Below are 17,138 nucleotides of genomic sequence, written 5' to 3'. Positions count from 1 at the left end.
GGCCCTACCCGGTGGTGCACTTCGGCAGGTCGCCGGTCCTGCCGGAGCTGATGTCCTTGAGGGCGCTCAGCGCGTCGTCGATGGTGTTCACCTTGACGAGCGTGAGCCCCTCGGGGGTGTCCTCGGCGGCGGCCGCGCAGTTCTCCTTGGGCGTCAGGAAGTACTGGGCGCCCTTGTCGCGCGCGCCGACCGTCTTCATCTCGACGCCGCCGATCGGACCGACCTTGCCGTCGTCGTCGATGGTGCCGGTGCCCGCGACGAACGCGCCGCCGGTGAGATCGCCCGGGGTGAGCCGGTCGACGATGCCGAGGGCGAACATCAGGCCCGCGCTCGGTCCCCCGACGTCGGCGAGCTTGATGTCGATGGTGAACGGGAAGGTGTGGTCGGTCCCGGCGGAGATGCCGACGATGGCCCGCTCCTTGCCGGCGTCGTCGGACTTCTCGGTCGTGATCGTGACGTGCCGCGTCCCGGTCGCCGTCCTCTTCTCCTTCTCGGCGGCCGCCTGCTTCCTGGCCGGCACGATCGTGAAGTCGACCTTCTCACCGGGTGCGTGCTTGGTGACCAGCTTCGCGACGTCACCGGGCGCCTTGACGGCCGTGCCGTCCACGGCCTTGATGACGTCGCCCGCGTGCAGCCTCCCCTCGGCCGGGGAGCCCTTGACGACGGTGGAGACGATCACCCAGGACTTCACGGGGATGTCCAGCTCCTTCAGGGCCGCCACCTTGGCGCTCTCCTGGGACTGGCTGAACTCCTCGGCGTTCTCCTGGGTCGACTCCTCCTCCGTCTTGCCGTCGGGGTAGAGGGTGTCGTGCGGGATGACCTTGTCGTCGTGCGCCAGCCAGCCGTACACGGCCTCGACGAGGTTCATCCGGTAGTCGGCGCTGGTGACCCGGACCGTCGTCATGTTGAGGTGGCCGGACGCCGGGTACGTCTTGCGGCCGGAGATCTGCAGCACCGGCTCGCCGTCGTGCTCGTCCAGCGTGTTCACGGTCGGGCCCGGGGACATCTCCGCGTAGGGCACGTCGATGAACACGCCCGCACACAGGAGCGCGATCAGCATCAGGGTGGAGGCGAGCATCGTCGCGGTGCGGCGTGGCATGGAACGACAGTACGGGACCCGGCTGTCAGCACACCGTCAGGGCCGCCCGTACGGGGCCCGGGACCGGGCGCACCGGCCGGGCCCCGCCGGCTCAGGTGTGCGAGCGGGGCTTCTCCATGGCCTCCCGGAAGCGCGCGTAACCGGCGAGCTCGGGCCCGTCGCCCCCGGTCTTGCGATTCCGGCCGGCCCAACTGCCCCACAGGCCCGCACCGACTCCCGCGAACAGCGGAATCAGCAACCAGGCAAGCGCCGCCATGCCGACCTCCCAACCCCATGAACGAGGCAACTGACTGATCAGCAGATTAACCGTCCACCTGGACAACGCGCACGCCAGGGGTGGGGTTACGCCGCCGGAATCAGCCGGTCAGCAGGCACCGCCCGTCCGCCGCCCGGCCACCGGCCCAAGACGGCGCGCGCCGGCAGCGCTCACGCGCCCACCCACCCTCCCGTCCACCCCTCAACGGCAGCGCTCACGCGCCGACCCATTCCTCGGTGCCGTCCGAGAACTTCTGGTGCTTCCAGATGGGCACCTCGTGCTTGAGGTCGTCGATGAGCCGGCGGCACGCCTCGAAGGCCTCGCCCCGGTGCGGGCACGAGACGGCTACGACCACGGCGAGGTCCCCCACGGCGAGATCGCCCACCCGGTGGACGGCCGCCAGGGCACGCACCGGGTACTCGGCGACGATCTTCTCGGCGATCCGGCGCATCTCGGCCTCGGCACTGGGATGACAGGAGTACCCCAGCTCGTCCACGGAGGCGCCTCCGTCGTGGTTGCGTACCGTGCCCACGAAGAGCGCCGTGCCTCCGGACGCGTCGTCCCCGACGGCCCGGAAGACCTCGTCGAGGGAGAGCGCGCTCTCGCGGACGGCGAGCAGCTTGACGGGGTCCTGCGCCGCGCGCTCACCCGGGTGGTCGTTGAGGGGTGCCATACCCCCATCGTGCCCCACGGGGGCGACACGGAGGAATAGAGGGATCACCCGGCACGCGCGCGTGCGCCTTCGGAGCGTCCTACAGACCTCCGGCGACGTGCACCGCGCGTTCCCGCCGCCGTCCCGCGCCCCGGGTCAGATGCGCCGCCGGGCCTTGCGCGCCCGGCGCACGAGCGCGGCCGTGCCCAGCAGTGCGACGGTCGCCCCCGCGGCCCCCGCCGCGGTCGCGTCCTTGCGCCCCAGCCGGCGGCCGGCCACGGTGTGCCGTCCGGCGACCTCCTCCAGCAGCTCAGCGAGGACCTCCTCGTTGGTCCACTTCGGCCGCCATCCGGCGTCGTGGAGGCGGCTCCCGCTCACCACCCAGGGGTACATCGTGTACGCCAGGTCCCCGGCCGGGGACGGGGTGAGGCCGATGCGGTGCAGCCGGGCCGCCGCCCCCAGGGCGACGGCGGAGGGCAGCTCCATCCGCCGGATGCCGCTGAGCTCCTCGACCTCGTCCTGCTCCAGCCACCCGTCGCAGCCGACGGCCAGCTCCCCCTCCGCCTTCTCCGCCACGGCGTACTCCAGGGCCGTGCAGAGGTCCTCGACGTGGCAGAACTGCCAGGCGGGCCGTGATCCGGCCACCACGAGCAGTCTGGGCGACTCGAAATAGCGGGTCAGCGCCGTGTCCGTACCTCCGCCGACCAGTACGGCGGGGCGTACGACGGTGACATTGAGCCCGGGGTGCGCCCGGGGCGCCCGGCGGGCGAGCCGTTCGATCTCCAGGAGGTCGCCGACCCCGGTGGCCTCGGCCGTCGCGCGCAGTTCGGCGTCCTCGGAGAGGGGCAGCTCGTTGTCGGGCAGGGCCCCGTAGACCATCGCGGAGGTGCAGAGCACGACCCGGTGCACGCCGGCGGCGGCGGCCGCCGTCAGGACGGTCTGTGTCCCCCGGACGTTGTAAGCGCTCCGAGCCGCCTCGTCGGTCTCCAGATCTAGGTCGAGCGCGAGGTGGACGACGACGTCGGCCCCCCGCAGCTTCTCGGCGATCGCCGGGTCGCGGACGTCCAGGACGTGCCACTGGGCCTCGGCGCACTCGCCTCTGCGCTCGTCGATGGCCACGACCCGGCCGACCGCGTCACTGGCCGCGAGCCGCTCGGTGAGCAGGGCGCCCACACCGGACGCGGCGCCGGTGACCGCGACGACGGGCCCGCGCGCGGCCGGGCTGGTTGAGTGGTTTCGCGCTGCGCGAACCTGCGGATCTGGGGAACTCACCGGGCGTCTCCAGCGGTTGTCTTCAGTAGCGGACACGCGTGACGCGTCCGTACCAGGTGGCATCCATCCTGCCGCAGGCGGAGAGTCGGCGAAGCATCGAGGCCCGATCGGGTTCCGGTGTCTACGCTGGGTGGTGTTGTCGGGCAGCCGCCGTCGGAAGAACCGGCGGCCTTACCAAGCCGAGGAATCCCGTGAGTGACACCCCATTCGGATTCGGCCTTCCGCCGGAGGAGCCGGAGAACGGCGACGAGGGCAAGAAGAAGGACCAGCAGAGCGGTGGTGGTCAGGGACCGTTCGGTTTCGGGCCGCCCGGAGCCGGCGGCGCCGGCGACAACCCGCTCGCAGCCATGTTCGGTTCCATGAACCCCAACGACCTGGGCGCCGCGTTCCAGCAGCTGGGCCAGATGCTCTCGTACGAGGGCGGCCCGGTGAACTGGGACATGGCCAAGCAGATCGCCCGCCAGCAGGTCGCCCAGGGCACCTCCGACGGCACCAAGGACGCGAGCGTCGGCCCCGCCGAGCGCTCGGCGGTCGGTGAGGCCGTGCGCCTGGCCGACCTGTGGCTCGACGACGCGACGTCGCTGCCGTCCGGTGCCCACTCCGCGGTGGCCTGGAGCCGCGCGGAGTGGGTGGAGGCGACCCTTCCGGTCTGGAAGGAGCTCGTCGACCCGGTCGCCGAGCGCGTCGGAGCGGCCATGGGCGACGTCCTGCCGGAGGAGATGCAGGCCATGGCGGGCCCGCTCATCGGCATGATGCGCTCGATGGGCGGCGCCATGTTCGGTTCGCAGATCGGCCAGGCCGTGGGCGTGCTCGCGGGTGAGGTCGTCGGCTCGAGCGACATCGGGCTGCCGCTGGGCCCGGCGGGCAAGGCCGCGCTGCTCCCGCTGAACGTCGAGGCGTTCGGCAAGGACCTGGGCATCCCCCAGGAGGAGGTGCGTCTCTACCTGGCCCTGCGCGAGGCCGCCCACCAGCGCCTCTTCGCGCACGTGCCGTGGCTGCGCTCGCACCTGTTCGGCGCGGTCGAGGGGTACGCGCGCGGGATCAAGGTCGACACCGCCAAGCTGGAGGACGTGGTCGGCCAGTTCGACCCGCAGAACCCCGAGGAGCTGCAGCAGGCACTCCAGCAGGGCATGTTCCAGCCGGAGGACACCCCGGAGCAGAAGGCCGCGCTGGCCCGTCTGGAGACGGCGCTCGCGCTCGTCGAGGGCTGGGTGGACGCGGTGGTCCACGCGGCCGCGAAGCCGAGGCTGTCCTCCGCGGACGCGCTGCGCGAGACCCTGCGCCGCCGCCGCGCGACGGGCGGACCCGCCGAGCAGACGTTCGCCACCCTGATCGGCCTGGAGCTGCGGCCCCGCAGGCTGCGGGATGCCTCGCGGCTGTGGGCGTCGCTGACCGACGCCCGTGGCGTCGACGGCCGCGACGGTCTGTGGGCCCACCCGGACATGCTGCCGAACGCCTCGGACCTGGACGACCCGGACGGCTTCGTCCACCACGAGCAGCTGGACTTCTCCGAGCTCGACAAGATGCTCGGCGAGGCCGCGGGCAAGCCCGACCTCAGGAAGAAGCCCGAGGACAAGCAGGAGGACAAGCAGGGGGACGGGCAGGAGGACGGGTCGCGGGGCACGTCGGACGGCAAGGACGACGACTCCGAGTGACTCTTCACGACGACGCGGTCCTCGTACTCCAGGCGTACGAGGGCCAGGACGAGCTGCGCCGCGCCTATCTCGACCATCTCGCGGCGCACCCGGACGGCATGTGGAAGGCCTGCACGGCCGGGCACCTGACGGCGAGCGGCCTGGTGATCGACCCGGAGCGGGGCCGCGTGCTGCTCACGCTCCACCGGAAGCTGCGCATGTGGCTCCAGATGGGCGGCCACTGTGAGCCGGGCGACGTCACGGTCGACGCCGCGGCTCTGCGTGAGGCCACCGAGGAGTCCGGCGTCGAGGGTCTGACGCTGCTTCCCGGCGGGCCCGTGGCGCTGGACCGGCACCCGATCCCGGCGCCGTGCCACTGGCATCTCGATGTGCAGTACGCGGTCGTGGCACCGCCCGGAGCCGTTCATCGCATCAGCGACGAGTCCCTCGACCTGCGCTGGTTCGGCTACGACGAGGTCGCGGACGTCGCCGACGCGTCGGTCGTACGACTGCTGAAGGCGGCCCGCGCCCGCCTGTGAACGACGTGAGGGGCGACCGCCTGGACGGTCGCCCCTCACCTCTGTCCCTCGGCGCTCAGCTCCAGGCGTTGCCCCGGTTCTGCGCGTGGACGCCCTGCTGGCCCATGCCGTACTGGGCGCGAAGGCCCTGGCCGATCGCCGCGTTCTGCGGCGGCAGCAGCTCGCTGGGCTGCACCAGCGCGTAGCCCTGGCCCATGAAGCTGAGCTCCCAGCCCTCGCCGGTGTTGCCACGACGGCGCCACACCCCGGAGGAGTGCGTCTGGGCCTGCATCTGCACGCGCAGGCCGTTCGACCAGGCGACGATCGCGTCGGCGTCGCAGTTCACGTACCGGTCGGGGGTGACCTGCATCATCAGCGGCATGCCCGAGGTCATCAGCGCGACCTTGCCGCGTCCCGTGATCACCAGCTGGTACTTGCCCGAGCCGGAGATGCCGTACTGGCTGTCCACGGCGATGACCTCGTGGTGCAGCGAGGAGTCCATGGCGAGGACATAGCTGCTGTCGACGGTGAGACCGTCCTGGTCGACCTCGACGACGTGCACGTGCTGGGCGAGGTTGGCGAGGTAGACGGTGCCCTGACCGTGGCAGCGCATCAGGTCGAGACCCTCACCGGTGTGCGCGCGGGCGCGCCGCTGGCCGGAGGTCTGGTACTCGGCGTCGAACTCCACCAGCCCCTGGTAGGCGACCATCGTGCCCTTGCGGGCGAGGATGTCGTCGTGACCCTCCAGGGCGACCCTCAGCATCTGCGAGTTCTGCAGGCTGTAGCGGTCCTGGGACTGCTGTTCGTTGTAGCCGAAAAGCGGACTCTGCATGGTGTGTAGCTCCCCCTCAGCCCCGGACCCGGATGCGGTCGGTGCTGTCCTCGCTGGGCTGGACGACGACGATGCCCTGCCCGGAGAACGCCATCTGGTACGCCTCGCCGCTGCCGCGTCCGATCAGCGACTGGGCCTTGAAGCTGCGCTTGCCCTTCACCTTCAGGTTCGGAGACCAGGCGACGAGCGCGTCGGGGTCGACGTACGTCTCGTCCTCACCGCCACCGCAGTCGACGACGATCGGCTTGCCCCGGGAGGTCAGCGCGACCCAGCCCTGACCGGAGATCTTGGTGTTCCACAGGCCCTGACCTGCGAACTTGGCCAGTCCCTTGACGCGCTCGACACCCCACTGGAGGTGCGCGTCGAAGGCGAGGAGGTTGGTCGCGTTGACGGAGATCGCGTCCCCGTTGAGGTTGATGACGACGACGTTGGCGCCGTAGTCGGCCAGGTAGAGCAGTCCGTCCCCGGAGCACTTCATGAGGGGGGCGCCCTCACCGGTGACCCAGTCGCGGGCGATCTGGCGCACCGCCGGCGGATTCGGCTCGTACTGGACGAAGCCTTCGTAGGCGACCATCGACCCCACGCGCGCGAGGAGGTCGCTTCCGGTCTGCATGGCGACCTTGAGCATGTGGTTGCCGTGGTTCTCCATGCGCGCGGAGACGGGTGCAGGGGCGAAGCCCGCGAGTGGCTGGTTCATGACGGGCTCCCTCAGACCTCGTACGGCTGGACGACGATGAAATTGCCGGGGGCGCCGCGGAACTGCAGGTTCACGCTCTCGCCGGTGTCCCCCGGGTAGGCGTTGCGGCGCATGCGCACCTGGCTGGAGACGATCACCTGGGAGGCGGCGGACCAGGCCACGACGGCGTTGCAGTCGGCGAACGTCGTCGGGGTCACCGGCAGCACCACGGGCGCGCCGTGCGTCTTCACGACGACGGTGCCGGTCCCCTGGAACTGCATGGTGAACAGCGCGCCCCCGGGGATGCCGTGCCCCTCGATCCGGCGCACCTCGTACTGGAGCGACTCGTCGAAGGCGAGGACGTTCTCGGCGGAGACGCAGATGGCGTCGCCCTGCAGTTCGACCGGGTGCACGTGGGTGGCTTCCTCGGCGAGGAACACCTGGCCCCGGCCGGTGCAGCGCATGAGCTGCATCTCCTGGCCGGTCGCGTTGCCCACGATCCGGCCGGCGAATCCGGCTCCCTTGTAGCTGAAGTCGACCTTGCCCTGGTACAGCACCATGCTGCCCTGCCGGGCCAGAACGGCCTGGTCCCCGCCGACGCCGAGGTCGACGCGGATGAGCTTTTTGTTCTGCTGCGTCCAGCGCTGGCCGGTGGGCTTCTCCTTGAAGCCGTTGAGCGCGGCGGCGACACCGGCGCCGCCCTGCGGGGTGCCCTGCGGAGCACCGTACGGGGACGGGGCACCGGGCTGGCCGGGGATCTGTCCGGGCGGGCCGGGGGGACCGGGCGGCCCCGGGACCTGGCCGTACTGCGGCTGCTGGCCGTATCCGGGCGGCGCGCTCGGGGGCTGCTGGCCGTACCCGGGAGGCGGCGGGGCCGACTGGCCGGGGGGCTGGCCGTATCCGGGCGGAGCGCTCGGCTGCCCGTACGGCGCGGGGGCCGGCGGGTGCACCGTGCCGCCCCCGGGGGGCGTCAGCGGGGCGACGATCGTCGGCGCGGCGTGCACGGACGGCGCGGGCGCCGGGGCGGGAGGCGGAGTGCCACCCGGAGGCGGCGCGAAGCCCTGCGCGGGGGCGGGTGCGGGGGCCGGGGCGGGCGCGGACTGCGCGGCCGGGGCTCCGAAAGCGGGCGCGGCGGCCTGGGGCGGCGGCGCGAAGGACGGGGCACCGCCCGGCTGCGGCTGCTGGGCGGCCGGCTCCTCCTCGGCCACCTCGCCGCCGAAGTTCTTCAGCAGCGCGTCGAGACCGCCGTCGAAGCCCTGCCCGACCGCGGCGAACCGCCAGACGTCCTTCAGGTAGAAGTCACCCAGCATCACGGCACGCTCGGTGGAGAACTCCGCACCGCTGAACGCGTACCGGGCCACCTCCTCGCCGCCTGCGACGATCCGGAGGTATCCGGGGGCGATCTGCGACATCTGTCCCGCGCCGTCGATCGTCGCGGTGAAGGACAGCTTCTGGATCCGCGGCGGGATCCGGTCGAGCGTGACACGGAAGGATTCCGTGTCACCCGCCTGCTCGCCCAGCAGCTGGACGGACTCCTCGGGACTCTTCGGCTGGTTGAAGAAGATGAAGTAACGGTCGTCCGAGAGCCGTTCGTCGGCGTCCAGACCGAAGCAGCTGATGTCGAAGGTCAAGCCGGGGCCGGTGATCTGCACGCCTACGTACAGATCGGTGCCCGCGGTGAGGTCACTGATCCTGGCCTTGTGGCCGCGTTGGAAATCCCTGGCCATGCGAAACGACCGTCCCCCATCCCGAATGCGAGTGCGTCGCGCCAGGCTAACGGCAAAATCTGGGAAGGGACGATGCCGGTACAGACCCGGTACACAACCGTCTCCGGCGGGGACCGGCCTCGGGGTCACTCGTCCCGGGCAGCCGGAAGGTGGGGCAGCCGGTCGGCGGCGACGACGCCCTCCAGGTAGCCGCGGGCCCGCTCCGTGCGCGGGTACGCCTCCAGCAGTCGCCAGAAGCGGGGGCCGTGGCCGGGCACCAGCAGGTGCGCGAGCTCGTGGAGCAGCACGTAGTCGACGACGTACTCGGGCATTCCCTGGAGCCGGTGGGACAGGCGGATGCTGCCCTCGGACGGGGTGCACGAGCCCCAGCGCGTGTTCTGGTTCGTGACCCAGCGCACCGAGGCGGGCCGGGCCCGGCCGTTGAAGTACTGGTCGGAAAGGCGCCCGGCGCGCTCGGACAGCTCGGTGTCGCCGAGCATCCGCTTGCTCTCCTGGGCGGCCAGCTTGTCGAGCATGACGGTCACCCAGCGCTGCTCCTCCGCCGCGGACATCCGGGCAGGGATCAGTACGACGGTGCGATCGCCCTCGCGGTACGCGGAGACCGTCCTGCGGCGGCGGGCGCTCCTGCGGACCTCGATCGCGCTCGCCCCCGAGCCGCTCGGCGGCAGGCTCGTCGTGCTGCGCTGTGGTTTTCCGGCGCGGTGCAGTGGGTCGGCGGGCACGCCCCGACGTTACCCGCTGTACCTGGGGGAAGTCCCGTCCCCGGGACGGTTCGCTTGCGATCCGGTCCCCGTGCGCTTGATTCGTACGACGAACGCCGCTGCCTGTGGACAACTTTCGGCAGTCGGCGAGCCGGGCGGGCATGCTGGCACGAGTCGGCGAACCAGGACGGACGCCGGCATACGGGGACGTTCACGGGTACGGGGGTCGGTCATGCATCCGATGGTGAAGCCCGCGCTGCGGCGCGGCTGGCGGGATCTCAACACCGTGCAGTTCGGGATGACTCCCGCGCACGCGATGGTGCTGGGGCCGGTGGACACGGCCACGGGCAGCTTCCTGACCCTGCTCGACGGCACGCGCGGACTGCCGCTCCTACGGGACGAGGGCCGCAGGATGGGCCTGCCCGACGGCCATGTCGACGCGCTGGTGGACCGCCTGGCCGGGTCCGGTCTGCTGGACGACGCGACCGGCGGCGGCCCGGCCGCCGACGCCCTGCGCAAGAAGCGGACGACGTGGGACCGGCTGCGCCCCGACCTCGCCTCCCTCACCCTGTCCACCTCCGGTCCGGGCGATGGCGCGAGACGTCTGGCCGCCCGCCGCTCCCCGCGTGTGCAGGTGCGGGGAGCCGGGCGCGTGGGGGTGGTACTGGCCTCGCTGCTGGCCGGTGCGGGTGTCGGCGAGGTCGAGGTCCGCGACGGCGGCTGCGTCGAGCCGTGGGATGTCGCGCCGGGCGGGCTGTCCGCCGAGTCCGTCGGCGAGCGCAGGGACGAGGCGGCCCGGCGCGCCGTGCGAGCGGCCATGCCGGACCGGCCGCCACGGGCCCGCGCCCGGGGAGGCGGCCGGACGCGTGGCACGGGGACCGAGGAGCCCGGGATGTCACTCGTGGTCCTCACGCCCCGTGACGGGCTCGGCGTCCACGCACCCGATCCGGCCGCCGCCGAGCCCCTGATCGCCTCGGGGACACCCCATCTCTATGCCGGCGTCGTGGAAGGCACCGGTGTGGTCGGCCCCCTGGTGCTGCCCGGTGACACGGGCTGCGCCGGCTGCCTGGACCGGGGCCGCGCCGACCGGGATCCGGCCTGGCCGCGTATGGTCGCGCAGTGGCGCTCGGGTCGGCAGCGGCAGGTGCAGGCGTGCGACCTGTCCCTGGCGGCCTCGGTCGCCGGACTGGCGGCAGGGCACGCGCTGGCCTTTCTCGACGGGGAACTACCGTCGAGTGCGGCGGCCCGGTGGGAGACCTCCGTGCCCCGGTTCAACTGGCACGCGCGCCCGCTCTGGCCGCACCCCGACTGCTCGTGCGGGGCCGCGGACCGGGGTAAGGAGGATCACACCTCCACGGGCACGGAGCCGCACGCGACAATGGCGGGGCAACAGCCTTACGCCGCACGGCCGTCTGGGACCTGGAGGGCGCATGTCTGATCTTCCCCGGAAGGCGGTCACCCGAACCGCCAAGCTCGCCGCCCTGCCCATCGGCTTCGCCGGAAGGGTCACCTGGGGCCTCGGCAAGCGGATCGGCGGGAAGTCCGCCGAGATCGTGGGCCGGGAGCTGCAGCAGCGCACCGCGGAGCAGCTGTTCAAGGTGCTCGGTGAACTCAAGGGCGGCGCGATGAAGTTCGGGCAGGCCCTGTCCGTCTTCGAGTCCGCGCTTCCCGAGGAGGTGGCGGGTCCCTACCGGGCGGCGCTGACCAGACTGCAGGAGGCGGCGCCGCCGATGCCGACGCGCACGGTGCACTCCGTGCTGGAGGACCAACTGGGACCGGAGTGGCCCGAGCTGTTCCTGGAGTTCGAGGACCAGCCGTCCGCGGCGGCCTCCATCGGCCAGGTGCACCGCGCGGTGTGGCACGACGGCCGTGAGGTGGCGGTCAAGGTGCAGTACCCCGGCGCGGGCGACGCCCTGCTGTCGGACCTGAACCAACTCAGCCGCTTCGCACGGCTGCTGGGCCCCCTCGTCCCCGGCATGGACATCAAGCCGCTGATCACGGAGATGCGCGACCGGGTCTCCGAGGAGCTCGACTACGGCTTGGAGGCCCAGGCCCAGGAGGTGCACGCGCAGGAGTTCGCCGACGACCCGGATGTACTGGTTCCGGCTGTTGTGCACCAGTGTGAGCAGGTTCTGGTCACGGAGTGGATCGACGGGACACCTCTGTCGGAGGTGATCACCGACGGCACCCAGGAACAGCGGGACCGTGCGGGACAGCTGCTGGCCCGCTTCCTGTTCTCGGGCCCCGCGCGCACGGGACTGCTGCACGCCGATCCGCACCCGGGCAACTTCCGCCTGCTGCCCGACGACAAGGTCGGGTGGCGCCTCGGCGTCCTCGACTTCGGCACGGTGGACCGGCTGCCCGGCGGCCTGCCCCCGACGATCGGCGGCTGTCTGCGCATGACTATCGAAGGCGAGGCGGAAGCGGTCTACCAGACGCTCTGCGAGGAGGGCTTCGTCAAGGAGTCGATAGACCTCGACCCCGACGCGGTCCTCGACTACCTCCTGCCGATCATCGAGCCCGCCGAGGCCCACGAGTTCACCTTCACCAGGAGCTGGATCCGCAGCCAGGCCGCGCGCGTGGCCGACCCCCGCTCCCCCGCCCACCAGTTGGGCAAGCAGCTGAACCTGCCGCCCTCCTACCTCCTGATCCACCGGGTGACGCTGAGCACGATCGGCGTGCTGTGCCAGCTCGGGGCCACGGTCCGGCTGCGCGACGAACTGGAGGAGTGGCTGCCGGGGTTCCTGGCGGACACGGCGGCGGAGGAACCGCTGGACGAGGGGGAGCCGCTGAACGAGGAGGAGCCGGCCATAGAGGCGTGACGGCCCCGCGCCCGGCCCCCGCGCCGGGTGACGCGTCCGGTGACGCGCCCGGCGACGCGCCGCGGGGGCCGGTCCTCCTGGACCGGCCCCCGCATCACATCACTGCTTCTTCCGGTACGTGTACCGGCCCTTCTTCCGACGTGCGTCGGCTGCTTACTGCATGACGGCCATGGCCAGCGCGCGCCGAGCGCGCAGCGAGGCGCGCTCGGCACGCCGCTGTATCCGGCGAGCGGCCGCCAGGCGCAGTGCCCGGCGTTCCTGCTCGGCCTCGTGCAGGCGCTGGTGCATATGCGCACGCGCCAGGGCTTCTGGGATGAGTTGCATCTCTCGGGTCCTGTTCTGACGCGAGTCCTTCGCGTCGGTGGTGGTGAAGTCTGGGATCGCGGAACCGGCGGGCTCGCTGGTGGACGGCTTCATCGGGGCCTGTTTCGTGGGGTCGTTCGTGAGGGGGCGGTCGATCGTTCCGGTGATGTTCATGCCATGACCGGGTTCTTGCGCGGGCGGCCACGCGGCCGCTTCCGGGCGACGACGACGCCCTGGACGAAGAGCTCGCCGCCCCAGACGCCCCACGGCTCACGCCGCTCCTTGGCGCCGGCGAGGCAGGCCTCGACCAGCGGGCAGGTACGGCAGAGGGACTTGGCGTACTCGACATCGGCCGGCGACTCGGCGAAGAACACCTCCGGGTCGTAGGAGCGGCAGGGGACGGGTACGCCGAGGTTCTCGATGGCGTCGTCGAGCGCGGTGAGCGTGATGAGCGGGGTCAAGGCGGAGTCCTCTGTGGGGCCGGGCGGGGGGATCGTTTCGGAAGGCGGTACGGACGGGGCGTGCGCTTCGAGTTGCACGGTTCGTCTTCCTCGTCTGGGTCGTGCCGGCCGGTCGGCCGGTTGGCGGCTGGTACCGGGTTCTTTTCTTGTCCCGAGGCCCCTTCGCTCCGCCGTCCCCGGTCGGGGACAAACAGAAGGGCCGCGGATCCCGGGTGGGGTTCCGCGGCCCTGAAGGCGCCGGCCTGATCGAGGATCAGGCTGGATCACTCCAGGGTTCAGGCCCGCGGAAGGCCCACATCGTGTGGTTCTGCTTCGTCTGCTTCAGGGATCCGGCACCGGCTGCCGCAAAGGCATAGGCCTGCGCCTGTGCCTCTACTGCTTCCAGTGCCTTGATCGGTCGCTCATCGCGCTCACGGATGGACAGACCCGTGAGGAACTCAGGGGAGGCCGGACGGACGGCATGCATGCCGGACAGACCGGTGCCCTGGTTCGAGCCGCCGAGGACACACGTGGAGACGACCGAGCGATCGGTCACTTTCACGTTGCTGACGAAGCTGCTGTTGATGCTGATCACTGCAATCGCCTCCTCTCGGCGTCTTGGGGACTGGAACCAGTCCGACGGTCATCAAGTACAGCACGGAACCCGGGCCTCGGAGAAGCCCGCCGTTTCCGTGTTAAGAACCTATGGGGATTGCCGGGCCGCGCGCAAACTATTTTCTCGACGAGTTTGTATCAGCCACTTCACCCACCACCGCCGACCTCCTGACCTGCACAGATGGCCAGGACATCGGCGCCGAAGCGGCCCAGCTTGCGTGCGCCGACCCCGGGGATCCGCGCCAGCTCCCGCTCGTCGTCGGGTGTGGCCTCGGCGATCGCCATCAGGGTCCTGTCCGTGAAGACGCAGAAGGCGGGCTGCCCGCTGCGCTGCGCCTGCGCGGCCCTCCACTCCCGCAGCCGCTCGTACAGCCCCTCGTCCATGTCGGACGGGCAGTCGTCACAGCGCATCAGCTTCATCTCACCGGCGTCGGTCAGGGTGCGCCCGCAGACCCGGCAGCGGGCCGGGGTCCTGCTCGCGCGCCGCGGCCCCGTCCCCCCGCTCCCGCCCACTCCGCGCTCGACGCCTCCGGCGCCGCCCGCCGCGCCGGTCCGGCCCGCGGTGGCGACCGATCCCGGTCGCAGACCGTCGAGGAAGCGGCTGGGCCGGCGGCTCGCCCGGCCACCGGGCGTGCGGGACAGCGACCAGGAGACGGAGAGGTGCTCTCTGGCGCGGGTGACGCCGACGTAGAGCAGGCGGCGCTCCTCCTCCAGCTGCTCCGGCGTCTTTGCGTAGGTGATCGGCATCATGCCCTCGGCGACACCGACCAGGAAGACGACGTCCCACTCCAGGCCCTTGGCGGAATGCAGCGACGCGAGGGTCACGCCCTGCACGGTCGGGGCGTGCTGGGCGCTCGCCCGTTCGTCGAGCTCGGCCACCAGATCGCCGAGGGTGGCGTCCGGTCTGGCCCCGCTGAAGTCCTCCGCGAGATGGACGAGTGCGGCCAGCGACTCCCAGCGCTCCCTGACCGCTCCGGAGCCGGCCGGAGGCACGCTCGTCCACCCCTCGCCCGACAGCACGGCGCGCACCTGCGAAGGCAGGTCGACGGTGTCGTCGAGGAGGGCGTCGTTGCCCCCGAAGCGGGCGGCGCCGCGCAGGGCCACACCTGCCCTGCGCACTTCCGGGCGGTCGAAGAAGCGCTCGGCACCCCGCAGCTGGTAGGGGACTCCGGCGTCGGCGAGGGCCTGCTCGTAGATCTCCGACTGGGAGTTCGTACGGAACAGGATGGCGATCTCCCCCGCCGGGACGCCCGAGGCGACGAGGTCCCGGATGCGTCGGGCGGCCCCCTCCGCCTCGGCGGGCTCGTCGGTGTATTCGGCGTACCGGGGCTCGGGTCCCGGGGCCCGCTGGGAGACGAGCTCCAGGCGGTGCTCGGCGGCCCGGCCCCGGGCCTGGGCGAGCAGGCCGTTGGCGAGTCGGACCACCTGGGGCGAGGAGCGGTAGTCGCGGACCAGCTTCACGACGGTGGCCGCGGGGTGTCGGGCACGGAAGTCGAGAAGGTGGTCGGGCGTTGCACCGGTGAACGAGTAGATCGTCTGGCTGGCGTCTCCGACGACGCAGAGGCTGTCGCGCTCGCCGAGCCAGAGCTCCAGGAGTCGCTGCTGGAGGGGGCTGACGTCCTGGTACTCGTCGACCACGAAGTGCTGGTACTGGGAGCGGACCTGGTCGGCGATGTCGTGACGGTCCTGGAGGATACCGACGGTCAGCAGCAGGACGTCCTCGAAGTCGATGAGGGCCCGGTCGCGCTTGACGTCCTCGTACGCCCCGTAGATCTGGGCGATCTCGGCCGGGTCGCGGGGCGCCTCACGGCCGGCCCCGGCCGCCGCGGCCGCGTAGTCGCCGGGGACGGTCTGGGTGACCTTGGACCACTCGATCTCGGCGGTGACGTCCCGCAGCTCGCTGCGGTCCAGGCGGACGCGGCAGGACGCCGCGGCGTCGGCGACGAGCTGGATCTTGCGGTCCACGATCCTGGGCAGGCCGCCGCCGACCGCCTTCGGCCAGAAGTACTGGAGCTGGCGGAGCGCGGCGGAGTGGAAGGTGCGCGCCTGGACGCCGGCGGCACCGAGCTGGCGCAGGCGGCCGCGCATCTCACCGGCGGCACGGTTGGTGAAGGTGACGGCGAGCACGCTGGACGGCTGGAGGACACCGGCCCGCACGCCGTAGGCGATGCGGTGGGTGATCGCGCGGGTCTTGCCCGTGCCGGCGCCCGCCAGCACGCAGACCGGCCCGTGCAGGGCGGTCGCCACCTCGCGCTGCTCGGGGTCGAGCCCTTCGAGCACCGCGTCGGCCGTATCCGGAACCTGCGGGAAGAGAGGGGAGCGCGTTGCTGCTGTCACCCCGCCATGCTGCCAGGTCGCCCGGGACGGACGAGCCGGTTGTCCACAGGGAGGCCCTCGCGGTCGTACTAATGCGGCAGGCGTCACAGGCCCCTGCCGTCGCCTCGGTCACGCACGGGCGCCGCCCGCCCACCCTCCGCGCGGCGCCCACTCCCGCTCCCCGCAGGGTCCCGGGTACGGGAATGGTGGAACCTTCACGTACGTTCCTCTGACTGCGGACACGCAACCCCGGCAGCGAAGGAGCGCGAGACACATGCAGGGCACTGTGACGATGTACAGCACCACGTGGTGCGGCTACTGCCGTCGGCTGAAGAGCCAGATGGACCGTGAGGGCATCGCCTACACCGAGATCAACATCGAGCAGGACCCGCAGTCCGCGGCCTTCGTGGAAAAGGCGAACGGCGGGAACCAGACGGTCCCGACCGTTCAGGTAGTTCCCTCCAGTGGTGGCGCTGAGGTCGTGATGACGAACCCGAGCCTTGCCCAGGTGAAGCAGGCGCTCGGCGTCTGACCCTTGCGAGACGCAGCCCCCGACCGGCCTGACGCCGATCGGGGGTTTTGTGTGCCCCGGGGAGACCGCAGCGGCAGGACCAAGGCCCGCCCCCGGCGACCACCGCTGTAGATGCGAGGCCGTCTCCTGAACGCTCCCTGCACAGGGCGCAGAGAGACTGAGCGTTCCACCTGGTGGCCGTCACCGACAGAACCTCTGAGCGCGCGGTAGCAAAGCCGTAGGTTCAGAGCGCGAGCACAGGCCGAGTAGAGAAGTCCTCGCAAAGGTCCTCACCATCCGGGCCATACACGAACTCGACCATGGATGGGTTGCGATTGGCGGTGGCCAGGGGCAGCCATGCCAGCATGTGGCCGTAGCCGCCGCACACCGACTCGCCACCGTCTCCGCCGTGGACCGCTGTAACGTCGCTCGTCAACTCCGTGCGGTAGGTGTCGTAGGCGATGCGCAGGCCGAAGGCGTTCAGCTGGTTCTGCGGGCCCGTGCGGTCCCCGTAGGGGATGCGGTCGAGGGGGCAGTCGTTCCCCCACCGAAACAGGGTTTCTGCCCCAGCTCCACAAGCGTGCTCCCACTCGTCGGGGCTCGGCATCCGCAGGCCACGAGCCGCGAGAACAGCCAGCATGTCAGCAGGCAACTCGGTCAGGTTCTCATCTGAACCGCCCCGGGTTCGGTAGAGATCTCAGATTGTGGTGATGAACTGGGGTTTCGTGAGTTCGGTGTAGTAGTTGACTTCGTATTCGACGGGC

17 protein-coding genes and 1 pseudogene are annotated in these 17,138 nt (G+C 71.4%); 5 read left to right on the top strand and 13 right to left on the bottom strand.

The annotated features are described in order from the left end of the window. Positions 1 to 4: 4 nt before the first annotated feature. The 4 genes from ACFY93_RS19875 to ACFY93_RS19860 all read right to left on the bottom strand — a co-directional run bounded on the left by ACFY93_RS19875 (position 5) and on the right by ACFY93_RS19860 (position 3,279). A complete protein-coding gene (locus ACFY93_RS19875) occupies positions 5 to 1,099 on the bottom strand; it encodes a PDZ domain-containing protein (protein ID WP_391360568.1) in 1,095 nt (364 codons plus the stop codon). Between the two features lie 91 nt (positions 1,100 to 1,190). Continuing rightward, a complete protein-coding gene (locus ACFY93_RS19870; RefSeq protein WP_391360566.1) occupies positions 1,191 to 1,355 on the bottom strand; it encodes a hypothetical protein in 165 nt (54 codons plus the stop codon). A 214-nt stretch (positions 1,356 to 1,569) separates the two neighbouring features. After that, on the bottom strand, positions 1,570 to 2,028 hold the full coding sequence (locus ACFY93_RS19865) for a molybdenum cofactor biosynthesis protein MoaE (RefSeq protein WP_391360563.1): 459 nt from the start codon (positions 2,026 to 2,028) through the stop codon (positions 1,570 to 1,572). Positions 2,029 to 2,163: 135 nt separating this feature from the next. Beyond that, positions 2,164 to 3,279 carry an NAD-dependent epimerase/dehydratase family protein gene (locus ACFY93_RS19860; protein ID WP_391360560.1) on the bottom strand — a complete coding sequence of 372 codons (1,116 nt, stop codon included), beginning with the start codon at positions 3,277 to 3,279 and terminating at the stop codon, positions 2,164 to 2,166. Between the two features lie 191 nt (positions 3,280 to 3,470). On the opposite strand from ACFY93_RS19860, the gene ACFY93_RS19855 reads away from it, so the two are divergent. Next, positions 3,471 to 4,934 (top strand): zinc-dependent metalloprotease, encoded by a 1,464-nt coding sequence (locus tag ACFY93_RS19855; protein ID WP_391360556.1) that lies wholly within the window; start codon positions 3,471 to 3,473, stop codon positions 4,932 to 4,934. Then, positions 4,931 to 5,452, top strand: coding sequence for an NUDIX domain-containing protein (locus tag ACFY93_RS19850; protein ID WP_391360553.1), 522 nt, complete (start codon positions 4,931 to 4,933; stop codon positions 5,450 to 5,452). Before ACFY93_RS19855 ends, ACFY93_RS19850 begins: the two co-directional genes overlap by 4 nt. Positions 5,453 to 5,507: 55 nt before the next feature. Here ACFY93_RS19850 and ACFY93_RS19845 read toward each other — a convergent pair whose 3' ends face one another. The 4 genes from ACFY93_RS19845 to ACFY93_RS19830 all read right to left on the bottom strand — a co-directional run bounded on the left by ACFY93_RS19845 (position 5,508) and on the right by ACFY93_RS19830 (position 9,388). Further along, positions 5,508 to 6,263, bottom strand: a complete 756-nt coding sequence (locus ACFY93_RS19845; protein ID WP_391360551.1) for an AIM24 family protein — start codon at positions 6,261 to 6,263, stop codon at positions 5,508 to 5,510. A 16-nt stretch (positions 6,264 to 6,279) separates the two neighbouring features. Beyond that, positions 6,280 to 6,960, bottom strand: coding sequence for an AIM24 family protein (locus ACFY93_RS19840; protein WP_391360548.1), 681 nt, complete (start codon positions 6,958 to 6,960; stop codon positions 6,280 to 6,282). 11 nt (positions 6,961 to 6,971) lie between these two features. Next, positions 6,972 to 8,666, bottom strand: coding sequence for a TerD family protein (locus ACFY93_RS19835; RefSeq protein ID WP_391360545.1), 1,695 nt, complete (start codon positions 8,664 to 8,666; stop codon positions 6,972 to 6,974). 125 nt (positions 8,667 to 8,791) lie between these two features. After that, positions 8,792 to 9,388 carry a SprT-like domain-containing protein gene (locus tag ACFY93_RS19830; protein WP_391360543.1) on the bottom strand — a complete coding sequence of 199 codons (597 nt, stop codon included), beginning with the start codon at positions 9,386 to 9,388 and terminating at the stop codon, positions 8,792 to 8,794. Positions 9,389 to 9,599: 211 nt separating this feature from the next. Between ACFY93_RS19830 and ACFY93_RS19825 the strand changes: the two genes are divergently transcribed. Together ACFY93_RS19825 and ACFY93_RS19820 are read left to right on the top strand one after the other, a co-directional pair. After that, the gene (locus ACFY93_RS19825; RefSeq protein ID WP_391360541.1) at positions 9,600 to 10,805 is read left to right on the top strand and encodes a TOMM precursor leader peptide-binding protein; all 1,206 of its coding nucleotides are present in this window, start codon (positions 9,600 to 9,602) and stop codon (positions 10,803 to 10,805) included. Further along, positions 10,798 to 12,189 (top strand): AarF/UbiB family protein, encoded by a 1,392-nt coding sequence (locus ACFY93_RS19820; RefSeq protein ID WP_391360538.1) that lies wholly within the window; start codon positions 10,798 to 10,800, stop codon positions 12,187 to 12,189. The genes ACFY93_RS19825 and ACFY93_RS19820 overlap by 8 nt, the downstream gene beginning before the upstream one ends. Positions 12,190 to 12,342: 153 nt before the next feature. Here ACFY93_RS19820 and ACFY93_RS19815 read toward each other — a convergent pair whose 3' ends face one another. The 4 genes from ACFY93_RS19815 to ACFY93_RS19800 form a co-directional block, all read right to left on the bottom strand. Then, entirely contained in the window at positions 12,343 to 12,666 is a 324-nt protein-coding gene (locus ACFY93_RS19815; protein WP_391360535.1) for a hypothetical protein, read from the bottom strand. Further along, positions 12,663 to 13,031 carry a WhiB family transcriptional regulator gene (locus tag ACFY93_RS19810; RefSeq protein WP_391360532.1) on the bottom strand — a complete coding sequence of 123 codons (369 nt, stop codon included), beginning with the start codon at positions 13,029 to 13,031 and terminating at the stop codon, positions 12,663 to 12,665. The genes ACFY93_RS19815 and ACFY93_RS19810 overlap by 4 nt, the downstream gene beginning before the upstream one ends. Positions 13,032 to 13,206: 175 nt before the next feature. Continuing rightward, positions 13,207 to 13,527, bottom strand: a complete 321-nt coding sequence (locus ACFY93_RS19805) for a hypothetical protein (RefSeq protein ID WP_391360530.1) — start codon at positions 13,525 to 13,527, stop codon at positions 13,207 to 13,209. 167 nt (positions 13,528 to 13,694) lie between these two features. Continuing rightward, positions 13,695 to 15,971 (bottom strand): UvrD-helicase domain-containing protein, encoded by a 2,277-nt coding sequence (locus ACFY93_RS19800; protein ID WP_391360527.1) that lies wholly within the window; start codon positions 15,969 to 15,971, stop codon positions 13,695 to 13,697. Between the two features lie 166 nt (positions 15,972 to 16,137). Between ACFY93_RS19800 and ACFY93_RS19795 the strand changes: the two genes are divergently transcribed. Beyond that, a complete protein-coding gene (locus ACFY93_RS19795; RefSeq protein ID WP_391360526.1) occupies positions 16,138 to 16,395 on the top strand; it encodes a mycoredoxin in 258 nt (85 codons plus the stop codon). A gap of 223 nt (positions 16,396 to 16,618) precedes the next feature. Here the strand turns inward: ACFY93_RS19795 and ACFY93_RS19790 are convergent. Continuing rightward, a pseudogene (locus tag ACFY93_RS19790) lies at positions 16,619 to 17,041 on the bottom strand (hypothetical protein); the annotation flags it as partial. Positions 17,042 to 17,138: the final 97 nt, after the last annotated feature.

The sequence above is a fragment of the Streptomyces sp. NPDC008313 genome, assembly GCF_042956125.1.
Taxonomy (GTDB): domain Bacteria; phylum Actinomycetota; class Actinomycetes; order Streptomycetales; family Streptomycetaceae; genus Streptomyces.
Note: the sequence above shows the minus strand (reverse complement) of the source record. Positions and strands in the feature narration are given on the sequence as shown.